We start from the raw sequence: 17,096 nt of genomic DNA, 5'->3' as shown, positions 1-17,096 counted from the left end.
CTGGATCGGACCCGCCCACCTGTCGCCATGGATGCCGCGAATCCTCTTCAGCAACTGCTGCTCCGCGGCCTGGGCACAACCACCCTCGTTGCTGACCATCTACGCGGCGTTACCCAGAACTGGGTGAACAGTGGACGGCTGGATCCCAATGAAGCGTCCGCTCTGGTGGACGACGTGCTTAAGGCCCTCCGCGGTGAAACCCCCGAACTCGAACAGCAGATGGGGCGCAACCTGGAACGCAACCGCGACAACCTGCTCCAGGACTTTGGCGTACCCAGCCAGAAGGAAGTGGATGAGCTGCGCGGCCGGATTGATCGCCTCGAGCAACAGCTGCGGCAGATGAACCGCCCTGAATGAACGCCAACGCCGCGGACCGGAGGTCAGAATCGACGTAACAGAAGCCTTTCCGTGCGAGACATCATCATCAGCACAACGATCTGCGTGGCCTGCCTTCTCCTGGCTCTGGTGAGCCAGATCGTGGCCCCCTCCACCGTTTCCGCAGCCCCAGCGCAGCCGGCTGCCGTTCGCACCGAGGCTTCGAAACCCCAAAAGGCGTTGAGCTTCGAACTTGACCCTGACGACCCCAACCCGACTCTTTTCGCCATGGCCAACGATTCCGCTCCCGCCGACGCCTCAGCCCTCGGCGGCCCCCTCGATGCCCCTGACACCACCATCACAGCCAGTGGTCTGAAAATCATTGAGCTGGAGGTTGGCAACGGCGAAGAGGCCACCCCCGGCCAAACGGTTGTGGTGCACTACCGCGGCACCCTTGAAGACGGACTGCAGTTCGATGCCAGCTACGACCGGGGCACCCCCTTCAGCTTTCCCCTCGGTGCTGGCCGGGTGATCAAGGGTTGGGATGAAGGCGTCGCCGGGATGAAAGTGGGCGGCAAGCGCAAGCTGGTGATCCCCTCCGACCTGGCCTACGGAACCCGAGGCGCCGGTGGCGTGATTCCCCCGAACGCAACCTTGATCTTTGAGGTGGAACTCCTCGACGTGAAGAAGTGAGCGGAAGCTAGGCTCATCTCAAGCCAATTCCGCTCTGAACCGATGCTGCGCTCGGCCCTTTCCGCCCTTGCATGTGCCCTCCCTGCTGCCGTGGCAGAAGCCCATTGCGACGGTCCTTGTGGCGTGTACGACCCGGCTTCCGCTCGTGTGGCAGCCGAAGCCGTGCTGTCGATGACCAAAAAGCTGAAGGCGTTGGAAGCTCCCGCAGCTGGCGACGCCGCTGCCCTGGCTGCTTACAACAACACCTTCGGCCGCTACGTCGCTATCAAAGAAGAGGAAGCACAAAAGACCAAGAAAGAGCTGTTGATCCTCTGGACCGACTATTTCAAGCCCGATCACCTGGCCACCTTCCCTGACCTGCACGACACCTTCTGGAAAGCCGCCAAGCTCTGCAGCGCCTGCAAGGTGAACATCGATCAGGCCAAGGCAGAAGAACTGATGGCTGCCGTTGAAAAAATCCACGGCATGTTCTGGCAGTCCAAGGGCCGTTCCGACGCCTGGGTCACCGCATCCTGAGTTCGAACAGAACCATTCCCCCCATCGCAGCAGCAGGTCTTCGCGATCTGTTGCTGCTTTTTTGTGGGCGACGGCTGCTGCTGCGGATCGAAGGACGATCGATGCAGCCCACCCTTGAACCCGGAGACCGGGTTCTGGTCAGACGGCTGGGACGGGACCCCACGCCCAGCCTGGGATCCGTGGTCGTGACCTGGCATCCGCAGCGAAGCAAGCTGCGCCTGATTAAGCGCCTGAAGAGCGTTGAGGAAACGGGGCTTTGGTTGCTGGGAGACAACCCCGCCGAAAGCATCGACAGCCGCCAATTGGGAGCGGTGCCAACAAAACTATTGATTGGCGAGGTGGTAGGCCGGCTCCTGCGCGGTAGATCAGAACAGGGCCGGTGAGGTCTTCTGAAGCCAGATGGCCCCGGTGACAATCGAGAGAGCACCCGTACCGCCCACGATGAAGGGCATCAGCCGGGCACCGCTGCGAAGGGTGAGGAACGACACCACAGACACCACAGCCACCATGGCGCCGATGGATCCAAGCAGGTAAGCCACCAGATAGCCAACAGCGGCGTGGGTCGGCAGAGCCAAAGCAGGGATCACCGCGAGCAGGTGGCTGGCCCCCGCCAGGCCATGCAGCAGACCCAGGCCGGAGGAGGCATGGACGTGGCGACGGTGGTTGCTGGCACCGTGCACATGCAGGTGAAGATGACGATGCTCGGAGGCACCGTCGTGGCGGTGCTCATGGGTGTGCAGTTTCAGCCCGAAGGCCGTGCGTACGGCCAGGGCACCCACCACCAGCAGGGCAACGCCCACGAGGAATTCCGCCCAGGACGACATGGCCTCCACATGGGCCAGGTCTTTCAGACCAATGGCGATCAACGCCAAAACCACAACTCCGGTGGAGTGACCGGCACCCCACGCCAAGCCGTGACGAAAGGCAGCCCACGGCTTGTTCAGAGAGAAGGGAGCCATCGCCACCAGGTGATCAGCACCACCCACCACATGAACGGCCCCGGCTGCAATACCGGTCAAAAGGCTAATCAGCACAAAGAACCGCCTCAATATTGCAATTCTGCATCAGCAGTGAGATAGCGAATGGCCTTAACCGGCCTCGATCAACTGCATCAGACCAGCTTCAACATCCGGCTGCCGCATCAGGGCTTCTCCCACCAGCACAGCCCCCGCACCGGCGGCTTGCACCCGATCGAGATCGGCCCGGCTGAACAGGCCCGATTCACTCACAAGCAGCGCCCCCTGTTGGTTCAACCGGTCGTTGAAGTCAATCATCAGCCGCTCGGTCGTGGCTAGATCCGTCTCGAAACTGGCGAGATCACGGTTGTTGATCCCGATCAAGGGGAAGCCACCAATGCTGAGCACACGGTCCATTTCGGTGGCGTCATGTACCTCCACCAACACCGTGAGGCCCAGCGCCGCCGCAGCCTTGTTGAGATAGCGAAGATCCTGGTCCGACAGGATGGCAGCGATCAGAAGCACCGCATCAGCGCCAGCCGCCCGGGCCTGAAACAGCTGATAGGGACTCAGCACAAACTCCTTGCAGAGCAAAGGCAGGTCGACGGCCTGACGCACTTCCACCAAGACATCAAACCCGCCCTGGAAAAACGTCTTGTCGGTAAGCACCGAGAGGCAGCTTGCACCGCCAGCTGCGTAGGCCTTGGCAATCGCCACCGGGTCGAAATCCTCGCGAATCACCCCTTTGCTGGGACTCGCTTTTTTCACCTCAGCAATCACCGCTGGTTTCGTTGCGGCAGCCTGAAGTGCCCCCAGGAAATCCTTCGTGGGGGGAAGCTTGGCAATCTGCTGCTTCAGGTTGTCGAGGGGAACCTTGTCACGAGCAATATCGATCTCACGGTCTTTTTCCCAGACAATTTTCTCGAGAATGTGACGAGGTGCTTCGTCGTCGTGGGGCACCGCATATTCGAGATGTGCCACCCGTACCTTGGGGTTGGGGGGACGACGGCGGATCTCCATGGAACAGGGAAAAAGCTGGAACGAAAAAGCTGGTGGTGATCAGGCGGCCACTTGGGCGGCAGCCTGCTTGTAAGCGACCTCCACCACCTCGCTGAGGGTCGGGTGAGTGTGCACTTCGGTGGCGAGCTGACTCACGCTCTGACGGCGGGCAACGGCATTGGCCACCTCCTGGATGAGGTCGGCGGCGTGAAGTCCGTAAATGTGGGCCCCCAGCACTTCACCACTGGTTTTGTTGAAGAGCAGCTTCATCAAACCGTCGCTGTCCAGCTCTGCCAAAGCTTTGGAATTGGCCTTGAAGTAGCTGCGAACGGAACCCAGCTGGAAGCCATCCTTCTCGGCCAAAGCTTTGGCATCCGCCTCTGTCAAGCCAACAGAGCTGATCTCGGGATGGGTGAAGGTGGCTGCCGGAATGCTGCGGTAATCAATCTCGCGCGCATGACCCAGGATGTTGTCCACGGCAACGGTGCCTTGAGCAGCGGCGGTGTGGGCCAACATCAGCTTGCCTGTCACGTCTCCCACAGCCCAGAGATTGGGAACAGGCTGGTCGTTGACCAAGACCCGCATGGCGTCGTCGATCGGGACGAAGCCGCGATTCGTCTCCACATTCAGTGACTCCAAGTTGAGATCCTTGCTACTGGGAACACGCCCTGTCGCCACCAGAACGGCATCAACCTCAAGGGTCTCGATCAGTTCACGGCTGTTGAAATCAGCCAGTTCGATCTGCACTGGACAGCCCGGTGTGACCTTGCGGGCCAGCAGACCGGAACGCGCATCGATATCGCGACTGTCAATCAGATGACGCCCAGCGATCTTGGCGATATCAGGATCAAAGGTGGGCATCACCTTGTCCATAGCCTCGATCATCGTCACTTCGCAACCGAGGGCGGTGTACACATCAGCGAATTCAAGGCCGATGTAACCGCTGCCGATGATGGCGATCCAGCGGGGCAGCCATTCCAGGCTAATGGCCTCGTCACTGGTGAACACCGTCCGGCCATCGGTTTCGATGCCTGGCGGTACAAAGGGATCAGACCCCGTGGCGATGATCACGTCCTTGGCGGTCAGCACCCTGTCCACCCCGCTGGGCTCCCGCAGCCCCACCTTCTGGCTGCCCTCCAGACGGCCATGTCCCCGAAGGATCGTCACCCCGGCCCGTTCCAGGGTTTTGGTGAGGTTGGTACGGATGGTCTGAACCAGCTGATTGGCGTGATCAGCGATTTTCTGCCGTTCGAACCGCACAGGAGCAGCGTGAATTCCGAAGCTCGACAGGTGCTTGTTGTCCGCAAGTTCCCGCACTTTTCCACTGGCAGCCAACAGTGCCTTGGAGGGAACACAGCCCCGGTTCACACAGGTGCCACCCATGTCGCGGGATTCAACAATCGCCGTCTTCAGGCCGTGCTCGGCGGCATGTTTGGCAGCGTCGAAGCCGCCGTAGCCGGCTCCAATAACGATGACGTCGAAGTCGAAGCTGGCGTCGCTCACCCGAACTGCTGCGATGTGGCGGTCATTGTCGCCCTTCGCCGCTCCAGAAGGAGAGGAACAGCGGCAGACGCCACATTCAGGGATTCCACCCGTGCGCTGTGGGGGAGCGTGACGGCATGGGTACAGCAGGCCTGCAGATCCGGATGCAAACCTGCTCCCTCGGTTCCCAGCACCAGCGCCGTCGGCAGCGTCCAGTCCAGATCCCAGTAGGGAGAGGGAGGCTCAGCCTTGGTCGAAACGGGCACCAGAGTGGCTACCACTTGCACACCCAAAGCCACCAGCCGCGTCAGTTCCTGCTGAAGCTGTGAAATCGCCACCGCTTCGCTCGGGCCAAAGCGTTGATGCGGCAGTTGAAGCAGAGCACCGGCTGAGGCCCGCAACACCTTCGTGCCGAGTGGATCGACACCAGCCCCCATCCAGACCGCGTTGACGTCAGCAGCCAGGGCCGTGCGCAGCAAAGTACCCAGATTTCCTGGATCCTGAATCCGATCCAGAACTAGGAGGAAGTCCAGCTCTGGAGGGACGGTTGGCAGTCGATCCAGGGGGCTCAGGCAGGCAACACCATCGGGTGTGACCGTTGTGAGAGCAGCCCGCAACACCTCATCGGTGACGATCCGACATCGCGCCTGGGAACAACGTTCAGCCAGGGCCGGATGACCTTGCAACCAAGCTTCAGTTGCGATGATTTCCTCGGGTGCGTTGCCCTTCCTTAGAACTTCCTGCAACAGGTGGGTGCCCTCAAGAAGCAACAGCCCCTCGGCCTGTCGCCCCTCACGGGTGGCCAGGGTTCGCAGCCGTTTGACCAGGGGATTGCGTCGGCTGCTGATCAGGGGAGAGGAGGAATCCAGAAAATGACTCAGAACGCTGCGTGTTTGCGCACGTTCAAGCCTTTGTGAACGCTCAGATTGTCGCCATCAAGCTGGAGGCCATTGATGGCTGCGATTTCACCTTTAATCCCTTCCGCCGCAAGATTTTCGATCATTTTTTTAATCACCTGATCCTCAACGGTTGTGTGATCGATCGAGTCAGGGGTTAGCAGTTCAAGGAATTTGCCAACCTTGGAAGCAACCACTTCCGATGCGTTAGAGATCTTGAGAACGATCATGATTGTCGGGCGTTGCTACCCGACAAAGTTAGTGCGGATGGGGAGACTTGAACTCCCACGATGTTGCCACCACTAGTACCTGAAACTAGCGCGTCTACCAATTCCGCCACATCCGCTGGCGTGTCGTGTTCGACCGAAAGAACATAGGGCATAACCGATTCCTGACTGCCCCAGCCCAGTAACAGACTGTCCAGTTTGAACGCCGGCCGTCTAGACGGTCTCAAAGAACGTTGCCAATATCCCGGATATAGGGGTTCAGCTCATCGATGAAGGCCGTTGCAGAAGTGTCTCAGGGGAGTCTCAAGCAACGCCTCAATGTCAGTGGCAGCCAGACACTGACAGGAACGCTTCGAGTCAGCGGCGCAAAAAACTCTGCCCTGGTGCTGATGACAGCCAGCCTCCTCAGCGAGGAGACCATTGAGCTGACCAATATTCCCTCCCTCACAGACATCGATGGAATGAGCGCCATCCTTGAATCTCTGGGGGTTCAAGTGGACCGAAGGACGGACCGCATTCGCCTCACCGCCGCCGAGCTCAGCGGCTCAGCCCCTCCATACGAACTGGTCAACAGCCTTCGCGCCAGTTTCTTCAGCATTGGCCCCTTGCTTGGACGTCTGGGACACGCGCGGGTCCCCCTGCCTGGGGGTTGCCGCATCGGGGCACGTCCCGTCGTCGAGCACATCCGCGGCCTGAAAGCCCTTGGTGCCGTCGTCAACGTGGAGCACGGGATTGTCACAGCCTCAGTGCCGGGCATCAAAAAACGCCTGACAGGCGCTCAGATCGTGCTCGACTGCCCCAGCGTTGGCGCCACTGAAACCATTCTGATGGCAGCGGTTCTGGCCGATGGGGTCTCCACCATCGAAAACGCTGCTCAGGAACCTGAAGTGCAGGACCTGGCCAACTTGCTCAACAGCATGGGAGCCCAGGTCAGCGGCGCTGGCGGCCCGGTGATCACCGTTAAAGGAGTGGAGCGTCTCCATGGTTGCAACAACTATGCGGTGATCCCGGATCGCATCGAAGCCGGAACTTTCCTGATGGCGGCAGCAATCACGCGCTCACCACTGGTGGTGGAGCCAGTCATTCCCGAGCACCTCAGCGCTGTGATCCAAAAACTTCGGGATTGCGGCTGCTCCATCGACATCAATGGGAGGGCCGTAACTATCACCCCGGGCGAGATCACAGCCGTGGACATCACTACCCAACCTTTTCCAGGGTTCCCAACCGATCTTCAGGCACCTTTCATGGCCCTGATGTGTACCGCGAAGGGCACCAGTGTGATCAGCGAAAAGATCTACGAAAACCGGCTGCAGCATGTGGCCGAACTGCAGCGCATGGGGGCATCCATTCGTCTCAAGGGCAGCACAGCCATTGTTGAAGGCGTGGCTCAGCTGAGCGCAGCTCCAGTCACCGGCACCGACCTTCGTGCAGCAGCTGCCATGGTGCTGGCTGGCCTCTCTGCCAAAGGAATCACCGAAGTGGCTGGTCTGAAGCACCTCGATCGAGGCTACGACGACCTCGAAGCAAAGCTCATCGCTGCCGGCGCTGAGGTGAAGCGCAACATCCCCTGAAACGGGGCCCTTCAATCAATACAATTCCTGTGCGGGAGCCTGGCGGAATTGGTAGACGCAGCTGACTCAAAATCAGCCGGCCACTGGTCTTGGGGGTTCAAGTCCCCCGGCTCCCATCCATCCGCTGTGATGAACACCTACGGCCGTTTCCCTTTGGCGCTGGCCAAGGGGAAAGGCTGCTGGGTCAAGGACACCCAAGGGCGGCGTTACCTTGATGCAGTCGCTGGCATCGCCACCTGCACCCTGGGCCACAGCGACAGAGCCATGCAGCGGGCTCTGCGCAAGCAGCTGGGACGGCTCCAGCACGTGTCGAACCTCTATCAGATTCCGGAACAGGAAGAGCTGGCTAGCTGGTTAGTGCGCAACAGCTGTGCCGACAGCGTCTTCTTCTGCAATTCCGGAGCCGAAGCCAATGAAGCCGCGATCAAGCTGGCCCGCAAACACGGACATCAACGCCGCGGCATCGAACACCCCGTGATCCTCACGGCAGCAGCCAGCTTCCATGGCCGCACGCTCGCGGCTGTCACCGCCACCGGTCAACCCAAGTACCACAAGGGTTTTGAGCCCATGGTGACCGGGTTTGATTACTTCCCTTACAACGATCTGAAGGCTCTCGAAGCCCTGATCAACCGCTACGAAAAGGCCGGTCCCTCGATCGCAGCTGTTCTGGTTGAACCCTTGCAAGGTGAGGGTGGCGTCAACCCTGGAGACCGCGTTTTCTTCTCACGCCTGCGCGAGATCTGCACAGAGAACAACATCCTGCTGATCCTTGATGAGGTGCAGGTGGGCATGGGGCGGAGTGGCCGCCTGTGGGGCTATGAGCAGCTGGGCATCAGCCCTGACGCCTTCACCCTGGCCAAGGGCCTAGGCGGTGGCCATGCCATTGGTGCCTTACTGGTGAACGCATCCGCGGATGTGTTTGAACCAGGCGACCATGCCAGCACCTTCGGCGGCAATCCCTTCGCCTGCCGTGCGGGTTTGACGGTAGCCACCGAAATCGAACGACGAAGACTGCTAACCAACGTCACAGCCCGCGGCGAACAACTGCGCGATGGGCTCCAAGAGCTGGTGAACTGCTTCCCCGAGCACCTGCAAGGCGTGCGGGGCTGGGGCCTGCTGCAAGGCATCGTGATCCGGGAGGGCAGCAGTTGGAAGGCCCCTTCGCTGGCAAAAGCCGCCATCGACCACGGCCTACTGCTGGTGGCGGCCGGCCCCTCGGTGCTGCGCATGGTGCCCCCACTGACCATCAACACTCGCGAGGTGCGCGAACTGCTGCGCCGCCTGGCGGCAACCCTCTCCAGCGTCAGCTGAGTGGACGATCTGTCTGATCTGATTCCACGCTTCGATCTGCGTGGCATGGATCTGCAGTTGGATCGCATGCATGCGGCCCTGCACGAGCTCGACCATCCCTGTCGGACGATTCCCGCGATTCAGGTGCTGGGCACCAACGGGAAGGGTTCCATCGTCAGCTTGCTGGAATCAGCCCTCTGTGCCGCCGGCCTCCGCTGCGGGGTCACCACCTCCCCCCACCTGGTGAGCTGGTGCGAACGCATCCGGATCAAGGGAAAGCCCATTGCAGTTGAAACGCTGCGCACCCAGTTGCAGGCGCTTCAGGCCCTGAACGAACGGCATCGACTTACCCCATTTGAACTGCTCGTGACCACAGCCTTCTTGGAGTTCCAACGTCACGCCTGCGACTTGCTGGTGCTGGAGGTGGGGCTGGGAGGACGACTTGACGCAACCACGGCCCACCCATGCCGCCCTGTGGTTGCCGTCGCCAGCATTGGCCTGGACCACTGCGAGCACCTAGGGAACAGCCTCACCGCCATCGCAACCGAAAAAGCGGCAGCGATCCCGCCGCAGGCCACCGTGATCAGTTGCGTTCAAGCCCCTGAGGTGCGGGAAGTCCTGGAGACAACCTGCTTCACCCAGCAGGCCAAGCTCCACTGGGTGAAGCCCCTGGATTCAACCTGGCAACTGGGTTTGCCCGGCGCCATTCAGCGAAGCAACGCGGCTGTGGCCCTCGGTGCCTTACAAGCCCTCTCGGGCTTGGGCTGGACCTTGCCTGAAGCCGTGATCCAGAAGGGCTTTGCCACAGCTCAGTGGCCCGGCCGCCTGCAAACCGTGCATTGGGGGGACCAAAAGCTTCGCCTGGATGGAGCCCACAATCCACCGGCAGCGGTGCAGCTGGCCGAAGAACGCAGCCAGTGGATCGATGCCTCCACTGGCGTGGTGTGGATCCTTGCAATCCAGGCCCACAAGGATGCTGTCGCCATGCTCCAGACGCTGCTGCAGCCGAAGGACCAGGCTTGGATTATTCCGGTACCGAGCCACAAGAGCTGGAACCGGTCGGCCCTCCTCCAGGAGCTGCCTCAGCTCGAGCACCAGCTGCAAGAGGCCGACGGCCTCGAAACCGTACTGAACCACCTCAGCAGCAACGAATGGCCGACACCGGTGCCGATTGTTGCCGGATCGCTGTATCTGATCGGTGACCTGTTCGCTCGTGGCGTTGTAACGGCAGAGTGAGCACAGCTTGAGCGTGGACTGTGCTGAGAATCTCCTGGTTACTGGGCCTTCTCCTGCCCCTTCTGCTTATTGCAACGCCTGCCCAAGCCCTGGACACCTCAGCTGGGGTGGGGCTGCAGGACCGGGCCCTTTTCCAGGAAAAGGTGGATTACACGCTCACCAACCAGAGCAACGGCGACTTCGAGGGGCAGAACCTGGCCAACACATCCTTCGCCGGAGCTGTGGGCCGCGGAGCGAATTTCCGGGGCGCCAACCTGCATGGCGCGATCCTCACCCAAGGGGCTTTCGCCGAGGCTGATTTCCAAGGCGCTGACCTCTCCGATGCCCTGATGGATCGCGCCGACTTCGTCGCCACAGATCTACGCAATGCCGTCCTAACTGGGATCATTGCGTCGGGCAGCAGCTTCAGCAACGCTCAAATCGAAGGGGCTGATTTCACTGACGCCCTGCTCGATCGTGATGATCAACGCCGCCTTTGTGGCGAGGCCGATGGCATCAACCCCAGTACCGGAGTCGCCACCTTCGACAGTCTGGGCTGCTGATCCTCAGGAGCGCTCCTCCCAACCCCGAAGCTTGCCTGGATTGAGCAGACCGGCAGGATCAAAGCGCTGCTTGGCCGCCACCTGATCGGCATCAATGACGCCAAGGCCGCCGTCTTCCACAGTGATCACGTGGGGGTTGAACAGCACGGCACCAGCGGCCCTGCAGTCATCCATCAACCGGTTCAGCTGATCTGGTCCCTGCCAACGCACCAACGGCAGAGCAGCCAGGCGGGGACAGCCCTGCTGCCGCACAAGCTCGAGATGCCAGACAAGGGCATCACCCCAATGCTGCTTCAATGCCGCCATCGCTGGGGCCTCCGGTTGCGGCAACAGCATCTGCAGGTAGGTCCATCCCGGCTCTGAAGCCCGCACATGCAGGGTGGTGTGATTCCAGCTCAGCTCGCGCAAGCCATTGCCTCCGGAGAGATCCTCAGGGCCGAGATCCCGCAGGCTCGCGCCGGCTGACTGCACCATCCTTTGCAAGCTTTTGAGCCCATCGGGTGCGACGAGCAACAGCAGCCGGTGAGCTGAGACAGCAGGGCCACCCCAACCGGGCATCCGCGACAGCAGCGGCTGTTCCAGAAGGCTCGCCAAATGGAGATCCAAGGCCGAGGCAGCAATCCGGTGCATCAGCTCAACCGCCTGCTCCCAATGCTCGCAGTCCACACTCACCTGGTGCCAGTTGACCGCTGGTGCTGTGGCCAGGCTGAGGGCCGTGATGATGCCGTTGGTGCCGTAGGCGTGGTTCAAGGGCTCCGCATCCATCTCGCCGAGTTGATGGCGCTGGGCATCGGGGCGTAGCGGCACGATCTCCAACCCGAGCAGATGGCCTGGATCCCGCAGAAAGCCCCAACGCAGCGAACCGATGCCCCCAGACCCCCCTGCAACAAAGCCGCCAATGGTGGCGCTGCGCCAGGTGCTGGGCATCAAGCGCAGCTGGCGTCCATGCCGGCGCAACTCCTGATCCAGATCACGCATCACACAGCCAGGTTCCACGGTCACCACCCCAGTGATCGGATCAATCGAACGGATCTGCCGCAGGGCCGTGGTGAGCATCACCACGCCGCCCTGCAGAGGCACACACTGGCCGTAGTTCCCCGTCCCGGAACCCCGCAGGGTCAAGGGAACCTGATGCTCAGCGCAGGCCGAAGCCAGTCGTTCGACGGCGTCCACCGAGCGGGGGCGGAGCACCAACTCAGCACGGCAGGCCTCCAGGCGCGGCGTCAAAACGGGGGAGTACTCAAAGGCATCCCGGGAATGGCGCTGAAGGTCCCCCGGTTCCTCCAACAGCTCCAGATCCGGAACAGCGCTGAGGGCTTGACGCAGAGCTATTAAGTCTTCAGCGCGACCCATGACGTGGCGAAACACTGGTCAGGGTCTAGCGCTCGGTGACGCCTGCCAGTGGCCTTTCACGAGAATCTGACGTTGGGAAGAACACTGGATCAGATCTGACCATCCCTGGCCCTCCATGCAGATCAGATCAGCTGGAGCCCCAGCCCGCAGCACCCCATCCCACTCCAACTGCAGAATGGCGGGCGGTGCAGTGGTGAAAGGGGCAAGGCCCAAGCGCTGCCAGGGCAACAACTGGGTCAACGGCATTGATGCAGCCAGCAAGGCCAATGGATCGAAGTCTCCTCCCGGGAACCACGGGTCGGCCACGTTGTCACCCGCCACAGCCACGGGAACACCACAACGTTGCAACTGACGGATCGGGGCCTGCGGACGCTGAAGTGGTGTGGCTTCATCCGCCCGAGCCAGCAACCAGGCATTGGTGAGGGGGAGGGCAATCACGCTGAGATTTGCAGCGGCCATGCGCTCCGCCAACCGCGCAAGGCGTGGTGCCGGCAGCAGGGAAAGACTGCTGGCATGACTGCAGGTGACTGGAACCTGCACTGGTACGCGCCGCAGAGCCTTCAGGAGCTGAACCATGCCCTCCGCCGGACCATGGTCCGCTTCATCGATGTGCAAATCGACGCCGCAGTCATGGCGATCAGCCAGGCACAACAAAGCCTCCAGCTGCTCGGTGACCAGAGCCGATCCACAAGGAGGGGTCAGTACACCACCGAGGCAACCGCCACTGGCGGCCACGCAACGCGCCAGGGCATCCGCGTCAGCTGAACACCAAAATTCCAAGGGCACCAGCGCCACCAGCTGAAGATCGATGCGGCTACGCCAGCGTTGCTGCAGCGTCAGCAGTGCATCCCAGCTGGGCTCGGCGCCAGGGCCACCACTGTCGACATGGCTGCGCATGGCACGCAGCCCATTGGCGAACGCCCTCTCCATGGCGCGCTCGCCGCGTTGAAGCACGGAGGCGACGGTTCGGGTGTTGTGCTCCCGCAGGTTGGCGTCCAGGGCACCCCCATAGCTGCCGCAGAGGTTGGGATATTCATGCCAGGTGTAGGCCTTGTCCAAATGGACATGGCAGTCGACCAAGCGCGGCAGCACGATCCGAGACGGTGGCACGTGCTCGGCGGGCAGGGGCTTCAGCTCCCGCAAGCGCCCCTGATGCCAGGCAAGGCGCACCGGCGTTAGTCCTTGCTTCGCGACGTCCGGCAGGAGCGTTGAAGGGGCGAAATCCAGCAGTCCCAGGGGTGCCCAGGCCTCAAGGACACCACTCTCCGGCTGGGTCTTAAGCGACGGGGCATCCATCACTCTTCCGCACCATTGCTGGCGTCAGCGCTGAAAACCACGAAACGACCTGCCACACCAAGGCTGAGCACTTCAAAGCCAGGCAGGCGCAGACCTGGCAGCAGCTCCTTCCCTTCCATCTGGGTGGAGTACAAACTGGCCACCACCAGGTTGCTACGGGTGGTGAACTGAGCCGCCAATGCCGCCAGGGCGTCCCGCTGGGAGGCAATCAGTTCAGGGCAATTGCGTATCCAAAGACGCAGCACGATGGGCAGGGTCGGTTCATCGCACAGTTCCTTGGTGCCCAACCTGACCAGCTGGTCTCCGGCATGGTCTTGATAGTCCTCCAACGACGGATTGGACACCACCAGCGACAGCACCCCGGCCGCTGCAATCCCCCCCACCAACATCGCCAGAACATGCCGGCCTTGCGGACGCGATGAAGGGGACACCAGGCAGGCTGCAGCTCGTGTTGGTAGATTCTCACGGACGCGGCGGGCGTCGCCAAGTGGTTAAGGCAGCGGCTTGTGGCGCCGCTATTCGGGGGTTCGAATCCCCTCGCTCGCCCTTCTCAACAATCCAGTAAGGCTCCTAGGAGGGGTTCTGCACCCCAGCGGATCGGATCGGTGCAGGCCAAACCCAGCATTTGCTGGACGCGCTCGACCTCTCCTCCCGAGCCTGAGCTTCATCGAGGCGTTCGGTGTTGAGCGCGACAGCGTCCACCTTGGCAAGCTCAATGTCCCATCGGGCCCAACCCAGCTTGCCAGGGTTTCAGTGGTGGCCACACCCTTGGCTGGATCCAACCCCCAGAGCCGCCATAGCGGATGGCCAAGCCGTTGCCCATACCAGTCCCGCAAGGCTAGGTCGATGGCACAACGCGCCTGGGGACTGAGGGCGTCCAGCAAGGGCTCAAACCGTTGCGGATGGTTGGGATCCAGAGCCTCAAGTTGCGGCAAAAGCGCCAGCAGCTCCTGTTCCACAGCCTCCAGGGCAAAGGCACGGTGGCCGGTCTCAAATCCACCGGTCTCGCCGCGGCCGACCAGCCCATCACGTTCCACCCTGAGCTCCAACCGCACCACAACAGCTGTGGTGCCCCGGCTGATCGTGAGGGGCACGGCCTTGGTGAGCGAAAACCGTGTGAGAGCCCAGCCCACAGCCATCCGGCTGTCAATCTCCAAACTGACACAACACCGCTGTGACTCACACTGAGAAGGCTTGAGCCAGAGATTTGGTCGCCTCCGCCCCCCTCGCCACTGACGCCACTGCCAATCCCCAACGTGGCAGTTACTGGATCACCACGTTCGGCTGCCAGATGAACAAGGCGGATTCCGAACGGATGGCGGGAATCCTTGAGGCCATGGGCTACCAGGAGGCGTCAGCCGAACTGGATGCCGATCTGGTGCTCTACAACACCTGCACCATCAGGGACAACGCCGAACAGAAGGTTTACAGCTATCTCGGCAGACAAGCCCAGAGGAAACGCAGTAACCCCAATCTCACCCTGGTGGTGGCGGGCTGTGTGGCCCAGCAGGAGGGCGAATCACTGCTACGACGGGTGCCGGAGCTGGATCTGGTGATGGGTCCGCAACACGCCAACCGGCTTGAAACCTTGTTGCTGCAGGTGGACAGCGGTCAGCAGGTGGTCGCCACCGAAGACCACCACATCCTTGAAGACATCACCACGGCCCGCCGAGACAGCAGCATCTGCGGCTGGGTGAACGTGATTTATGGCTGCAACGAACGTTGCACCTACTGCGTGGTGCCCTCCGTGCGCGGCAAAGAACAATCACGGCTGCCCCAGGCGATCAAGCTGGAAATGGAGGGTCTTGCCGCCCAGGGCTACAAGGAAATCACCCTGCTCGGCCAGAACATTGATGCCTACGGCCGTGATCTACCGGGCATCACTCCAGAGGGCCGCCGCCAACACACCCTCACGGATTTGCTCCATCACGTACACGACGTGGAGGGCATTGAACGGATCCGTTTTGCCACCAGCCATCCGCGCTACTTCACCGAGCGGCTGATCGATGCTTGTGCCGACCTTCCCAAGCTCTGTGAACACTTCCACATTCCTTTTCAGAGCGGGGACAACGACGTGTTGCAAGCCATGGCCCGGGGCTACACCGTTGAGCGCTACCGGCGGATCATCGACCGCATCCGTGAGCGCATGCCCGATGCCTCCCTCAGTGCCGATGTGATCGTTGCCTTCCCCGGCGAAACCGATGCGCAATACCGCCGCACCCTCGATTTAATCGAAGAGATCGGCTTCGATCAGGTGAACACAGCGGCCTATTCACCTCGGCCCAATACCCCTGCAGCCAATTGGGACAACCAGCTGCCGGAGGAGGTGAAGGTGGAACGCCTGCGCGAAATCAATGCCCTGGTGGAACGCTGCGCCCGGAAGGCCAATGCCCGCTACGAGGGGCGCACTGAAGAAGTACTGGCGGAGGGCATCAATCCCAAGGACCCATCGCAGCTGATGGGACGAACCCGCACCAATCGCCTGACCTTCTTCAGCTCCACATCGGCGGATGGTCATGCCCACAAAGCCGGCGATCTCGTGCAGGTGCGCATCGATGCGGTGCGGTCCTTTTCACTCAGCGGCAGCCCCCTGCCCCACTAAGCACAACGCTGATACCTTTGGCGCTCCCACCGCTCAGGGGTCGCAGCATTCATGCCGTCCAGTCCCATCACGGTCGGGCTCGTCTTTGGAGGCCGCTCTGGAGAGCACGACGTATCTATCCGATCTGCGGCGACCGTCGTCCGAGGCCTGCGCACCGGAAACAACAGAGAGCGCTATACGGTGCAGCCGATCTACATCGACCATGATGGTCGCTGGTGGGGAACGGATCTATCCGAGGCAACCCTGGCCTCCGAAACCGCACCAGAGCTCACACCACCTCTGCCCCCCTCAGGATTCCAAGGGTTCCCAGAGGGATGTGATGCGGTTGATCTCTGGTATCCGGTGCTGCATGGTCCTAATGGAGAGGACGGAACCATTCAGGGGTTGTTCCAGCTGACCGGCAAACCCTTCGTAGGCACCGGCGTGCTCGGCTCAGCCGTCAGCATGGACAAGCAGGCGATGAAATCTGCCTTCTCCAGCGCCGGGCTGTCACAGGTGCCCTATGTGGCCCTTCGCGCGTCCGAACTCGAAGACGCCAAGAGCCGATCGGCACTCTTGGATCGGATTGAACGCGAACTGAATTACCCCTGCTTTGTGAAGCCCGCCAATCTCGGCTCGTCGGTGGGCATCAGCAAGGTGCGTTCCCGCCACGAACTGGAAGCAGGCCTCAACCAGGCAGCAGCGCTCGATCCAAGGCTGGTAGTGGAGCAGGGCGTCAACGCTAGAGAGGTGGAATGCGCCGTCCTGGGGGGACGCATGCTCGAAGCGTCGGTGATCGGTGAGGTTCGTTTTGATGCGGACTGGTACGACTACGAGACGAAATACACCGCAGGGCGCAGCACCACGTTGATTCCAGCTCCCCTATCTGATGAAGTGGCTGACCGGATCCGCGCCCAGGCCTTCCAGGCCTGCTCTGCCGTGGGCGTCAACGGCATGGGACGTGTGGATTTCTTCTACGACGACGTCAACGATCAGCTCTGGATCAACGAAATCAACACCCTGCCTGGTTTCACGGCCCAGAGCATGTTCCCGATGCTCTGGGCGGCCAGCGGCGTAACACTCGAACAGTTGGTGCACAAACTGATCCAAACCGCAGGAGAATGAGCACAGCGTCCTTCGCCT

Annotated in this window: 19 protein-coding genes and 3 tRNA genes; 12 read left to right on the top strand and 10 right to left on the bottom strand. The window is 61.4% G+C overall.

Features of this window, described 5'->3' with window-relative positions:
* The first annotated feature begins 27 nt into the window (after nt 1-27).
* From FZZ85_RS05730 to sodX, 4 genes are read left to right on the top strand one after another with little or no spacing between them, the layout of a single operon-like run.
* A complete protein-coding gene (locus tag FZZ85_RS05730) occupies nt 28-357 on the top strand; it encodes a phasin family protein (RefSeq protein ID WP_226413060.1) in 330 nt (109 codons plus the stop codon).
* A 51-nt stretch (nt 358-408) separates the two neighbouring features.
* A complete protein-coding gene (locus FZZ85_RS05725; protein WP_226413058.1) occupies nt 409-1,008 on the top strand; it encodes an FKBP-type peptidyl-prolyl cis-trans isomerase in 600 nt (199 codons plus the stop codon).
* Nucleotides 1,009-1,050: 42 nt separating this feature from the next.
* Entirely contained in the window at nt 1,051-1,524 is a 474-nt protein-coding gene (gene sodN, locus FZZ85_RS05720) for a superoxide dismutase, Ni (protein ID WP_226413056.1), read from the top strand.
* Nucleotides 1,525-1,574: 50 nt separating this feature from the next.
* Nucleotides 1,575-1,907: a nickel-type superoxide dismutase maturation protease gene (gene sodX / locus FZZ85_RS05715; protein ID WP_226413054.1), complete on the top strand. Its 333-nt coding sequence runs from the start codon at nt 1,575-1,577 to the stop codon at nt 1,905-1,907.
* On the opposite strand, the gene FZZ85_RS05710 is transcribed toward sodX, so the two are convergent.
* The 6 genes from FZZ85_RS05710 to FZZ85_RS05685 all read right to left on the bottom strand — a co-directional run bounded on the left by FZZ85_RS05710 (nt 1,890) and on the right by FZZ85_RS05685 (nt 6,203).
* On the bottom strand, nt 1,890-2,558 hold the full coding sequence (locus tag FZZ85_RS05710) for a hydantoin utilization protein A (RefSeq protein WP_226413325.1): 669 nt from the start codon (nt 2,556-2,558) through the stop codon (nt 1,890-1,892). The two genes, sodX and FZZ85_RS05710, sit on opposite strands and share 18 nt — an antisense overlap.
* Before the next feature lie 54 nt (nt 2,559-2,612).
* The gene (gene trpC, locus FZZ85_RS05705; protein WP_226413052.1) at nt 2,613-3,500 is read right to left on the bottom strand and encodes an indole-3-glycerol phosphate synthase TrpC; all 888 of its coding nucleotides are present in this window, start codon (nt 3,498-3,500) and stop codon (nt 2,613-2,615) included.
* Nucleotides 3,501-3,539: 39 nt separating this feature from the next.
* Nucleotides 3,540-4,982 (bottom strand): dihydrolipoyl dehydrogenase, encoded by a 1,443-nt coding sequence (lpdA, locus tag FZZ85_RS05700; RefSeq protein ID WP_226413050.1) that lies wholly within the window; start codon nt 4,980-4,982, stop codon nt 3,540-3,542.
* Nucleotides 4,979-5,812 carry an RNA methyltransferase gene (locus FZZ85_RS05695; RefSeq protein ID WP_226413323.1) on the bottom strand — a complete coding sequence of 278 codons (834 nt, stop codon included), beginning with the start codon at nt 5,810-5,812 and terminating at the stop codon, nt 4,979-4,981. Before FZZ85_RS05695 ends, lpdA begins: the two co-directional genes overlap by 4 nt.
* A 26-nt stretch (nt 5,813-5,838) precedes the next feature.
* On the bottom strand, nt 5,839-6,087 hold the full coding sequence (locus tag FZZ85_RS05690) for a hypothetical protein (protein ID WP_226413048.1): 249 nt from the start codon (nt 6,085-6,087) through the stop codon (nt 5,839-5,841).
* A gap of 32 nt (nt 6,088-6,119) precedes the next feature.
* Nucleotides 6,120-6,203 (bottom strand) — tRNA-Leu (locus tag FZZ85_RS05685).
* Between the two features lie 150 nt (nt 6,204-6,353).
* On the opposite strand from FZZ85_RS05685, the gene murA reads away from it, so the two are divergent.
* From murA to FZZ85_RS05660, 5 genes are all read left to right on the top strand, one after another.
* Entirely contained in the window at nt 6,354-7,655 is a 1,302-nt protein-coding gene (gene murA / locus FZZ85_RS05680; protein ID WP_226413046.1) for a UDP-N-acetylglucosamine 1-carboxyvinyltransferase, read from the top strand.
* Nucleotides 7,656-7,688: 33 nt separating this feature from the next.
* Nucleotides 7,689-7,771 (top strand) — tRNA-Leu (locus FZZ85_RS05675).
* 13 nt (nt 7,772-7,784) lie between these two features.
* Nucleotides 7,785-8,966: an aspartate aminotransferase family protein gene (locus tag FZZ85_RS05670; RefSeq protein ID WP_226413044.1), complete on the top strand. Its 1,182-nt coding sequence runs from the start codon at nt 7,785-7,787 to the stop codon at nt 8,964-8,966.
* Nucleotides 8,967-10,181: a Mur ligase family protein gene (locus FZZ85_RS05665; protein ID WP_226413042.1), complete on the top strand. Its 1,215-nt coding sequence runs from the start codon at nt 8,967-8,969 to the stop codon at nt 10,179-10,181.
* Between the two features lie 20 nt (nt 10,182-10,201).
* A complete protein-coding gene (locus FZZ85_RS05660) occupies nt 10,202-10,723 on the top strand; it encodes a pentapeptide repeat-containing protein (protein WP_226413040.1) in 522 nt (173 codons plus the stop codon).
* A 3-nt stretch (nt 10,724-10,726) separates the two neighbouring features.
* Here the strand turns inward: FZZ85_RS05660 and FZZ85_RS05655 are convergent, their stop codons facing one another.
* The 3 genes from FZZ85_RS05655 to FZZ85_RS05645 are packed head-to-tail and all read right to left on the bottom strand — an operon-like array spanning nt 10,727 to nt 13,803.
* The gene (locus FZZ85_RS05655) at nt 10,727-12,076 is read right to left on the bottom strand and encodes an FAD-binding oxidoreductase (protein WP_226413321.1); all 1,350 of its coding nucleotides are present in this window, start codon (nt 12,074-12,076) and stop codon (nt 10,727-10,729) included.
* 18 nt (nt 12,077-12,094) lie between these two features.
* Nucleotides 12,095-13,372 carry an amidohydrolase family protein gene (locus tag FZZ85_RS05650; RefSeq protein WP_226413038.1) on the bottom strand — a complete coding sequence of 426 codons (1,278 nt, stop codon included), beginning with the start codon at nt 13,370-13,372 and terminating at the stop codon, nt 12,095-12,097.
* Nucleotides 13,372-13,803, bottom strand: coding sequence for a DUF4359 domain-containing protein (locus tag FZZ85_RS05645; protein WP_370631145.1), 432 nt, complete (start codon nt 13,801-13,803; stop codon nt 13,372-13,374). Before FZZ85_RS05645 ends, FZZ85_RS05650 begins: the two co-directional genes overlap by 1 nt.
* A 42-nt stretch (nt 13,804-13,845) precedes the next feature.
* On the opposite strand from FZZ85_RS05645, the gene FZZ85_RS05640 reads away from it, so the two are divergent.
* A tRNA-His gene (locus FZZ85_RS05640) sits at nt 13,846-13,918 on the top strand.
* Here FZZ85_RS05640 and FZZ85_RS12200 read toward each other — a convergent pair.
* Entirely contained in the window at nt 13,888-14,511 is a 624-nt protein-coding gene (locus FZZ85_RS12200; RefSeq protein WP_370631144.1) for a hypothetical protein, read from the bottom strand. The two genes, FZZ85_RS05640 and FZZ85_RS12200, sit on opposite strands and share 31 nt — an antisense overlap.
* A gap of 68 nt (nt 14,512-14,579) precedes the next feature.
* On the opposite strand from FZZ85_RS12200, the gene miaB reads away from it, so the two are divergent.
* Together miaB and FZZ85_RS05625 are read left to right on the top strand one after the other, a co-directional pair.
* A complete protein-coding gene (gene miaB, locus FZZ85_RS05630; RefSeq protein ID WP_226413036.1) occupies nt 14,580-15,974 on the top strand; it encodes a tRNA (N6-isopentenyl adenosine(37)-C2)-methylthiotransferase MiaB in 1,395 nt (464 codons plus the stop codon).
* Between the two features lie 51 nt (nt 15,975-16,025).
* Nucleotides 16,026-17,078: a D-alanine--D-alanine ligase family protein gene (locus FZZ85_RS05625; RefSeq protein WP_226413034.1), complete on the top strand. Its 1,053-nt coding sequence runs from the start codon at nt 16,026-16,028 to the stop codon at nt 17,076-17,078.
* Nucleotides 17,079-17,096: the final 18 nt, after the last annotated feature.

It is taken from the genome of Synechococcus sp. MU1642 (genome assembly GCF_020514115.1).
Taxonomy (GTDB): domain Bacteria; phylum Cyanobacteriota; class Cyanobacteriia; order PCC-6307; family Cyanobiaceae; genus Parasynechococcus.
Note: the sequence above shows the minus strand (reverse complement) of the source record. Positions and strands in the feature narration are given on the sequence as shown.

Coding starts and splice junctions, on each gene's coding strand:
- FZZ85_RS05650 (WP_226413038.1), bottom strand. CDS start 13,372: ATGGATGCCCCGTCGCTTAAGACCCAGCCGGAGAGTGGTGTCCTTGAG.
- FZZ85_RS05730 (WP_226413060.1), top strand. CDS start 28: ATGGATGCCGCGAATCCTCTTCAGCAACTGCTGCTCCGCGGCCTGGGC.
- FZZ85_RS05690 (WP_226413048.1), bottom strand. CDS start 6,087: ATGATCGTTCTCAAGATCTCTAACGCATCGGAAGTGGTTGCTTCCAAG.
- trpC (WP_226413052.1), bottom strand. CDS start 3,500: ATGGAGATCCGCCGTCGTCCCCCCAACCCCAAGGTACGGGTGGCACAT.
- FZZ85_RS05670 (WP_226413044.1), top strand. CDS start 7,785: ATGAACACCTACGGCCGTTTCCCTTTGGCGCTGGCCAAGGGGAAAGGC.
- murA (WP_226413046.1), top strand. CDS start 6,354: ATGAAGGCCGTTGCAGAAGTGTCTCAGGGGAGTCTCAAGCAACGCCTC.
- FZZ85_RS12200 (WP_370631144.1), bottom strand. CDS start 14,511: ATGGCTGTGGGCTGGGCTCTCACACGGTTTTCGCTCACCAAGGCCGTG.
- FZZ85_RS05655 (WP_226413321.1), bottom strand. CDS start 12,076: ATGGGTCGCGCTGAAGACTTAATAGCTCTGCGTCAAGCCCTCAGCGCT.
- sodN (WP_226413056.1), top strand. CDS start 1,051: ATGCTGCGCTCGGCCCTTTCCGCCCTTGCATGTGCCCTCCCTGCTGCC.
- FZZ85_RS05625 (WP_226413034.1), top strand. CDS start 16,026: ATGCCGTCCAGTCCCATCACGGTCGGGCTCGTCTTTGGAGGCCGCTCT.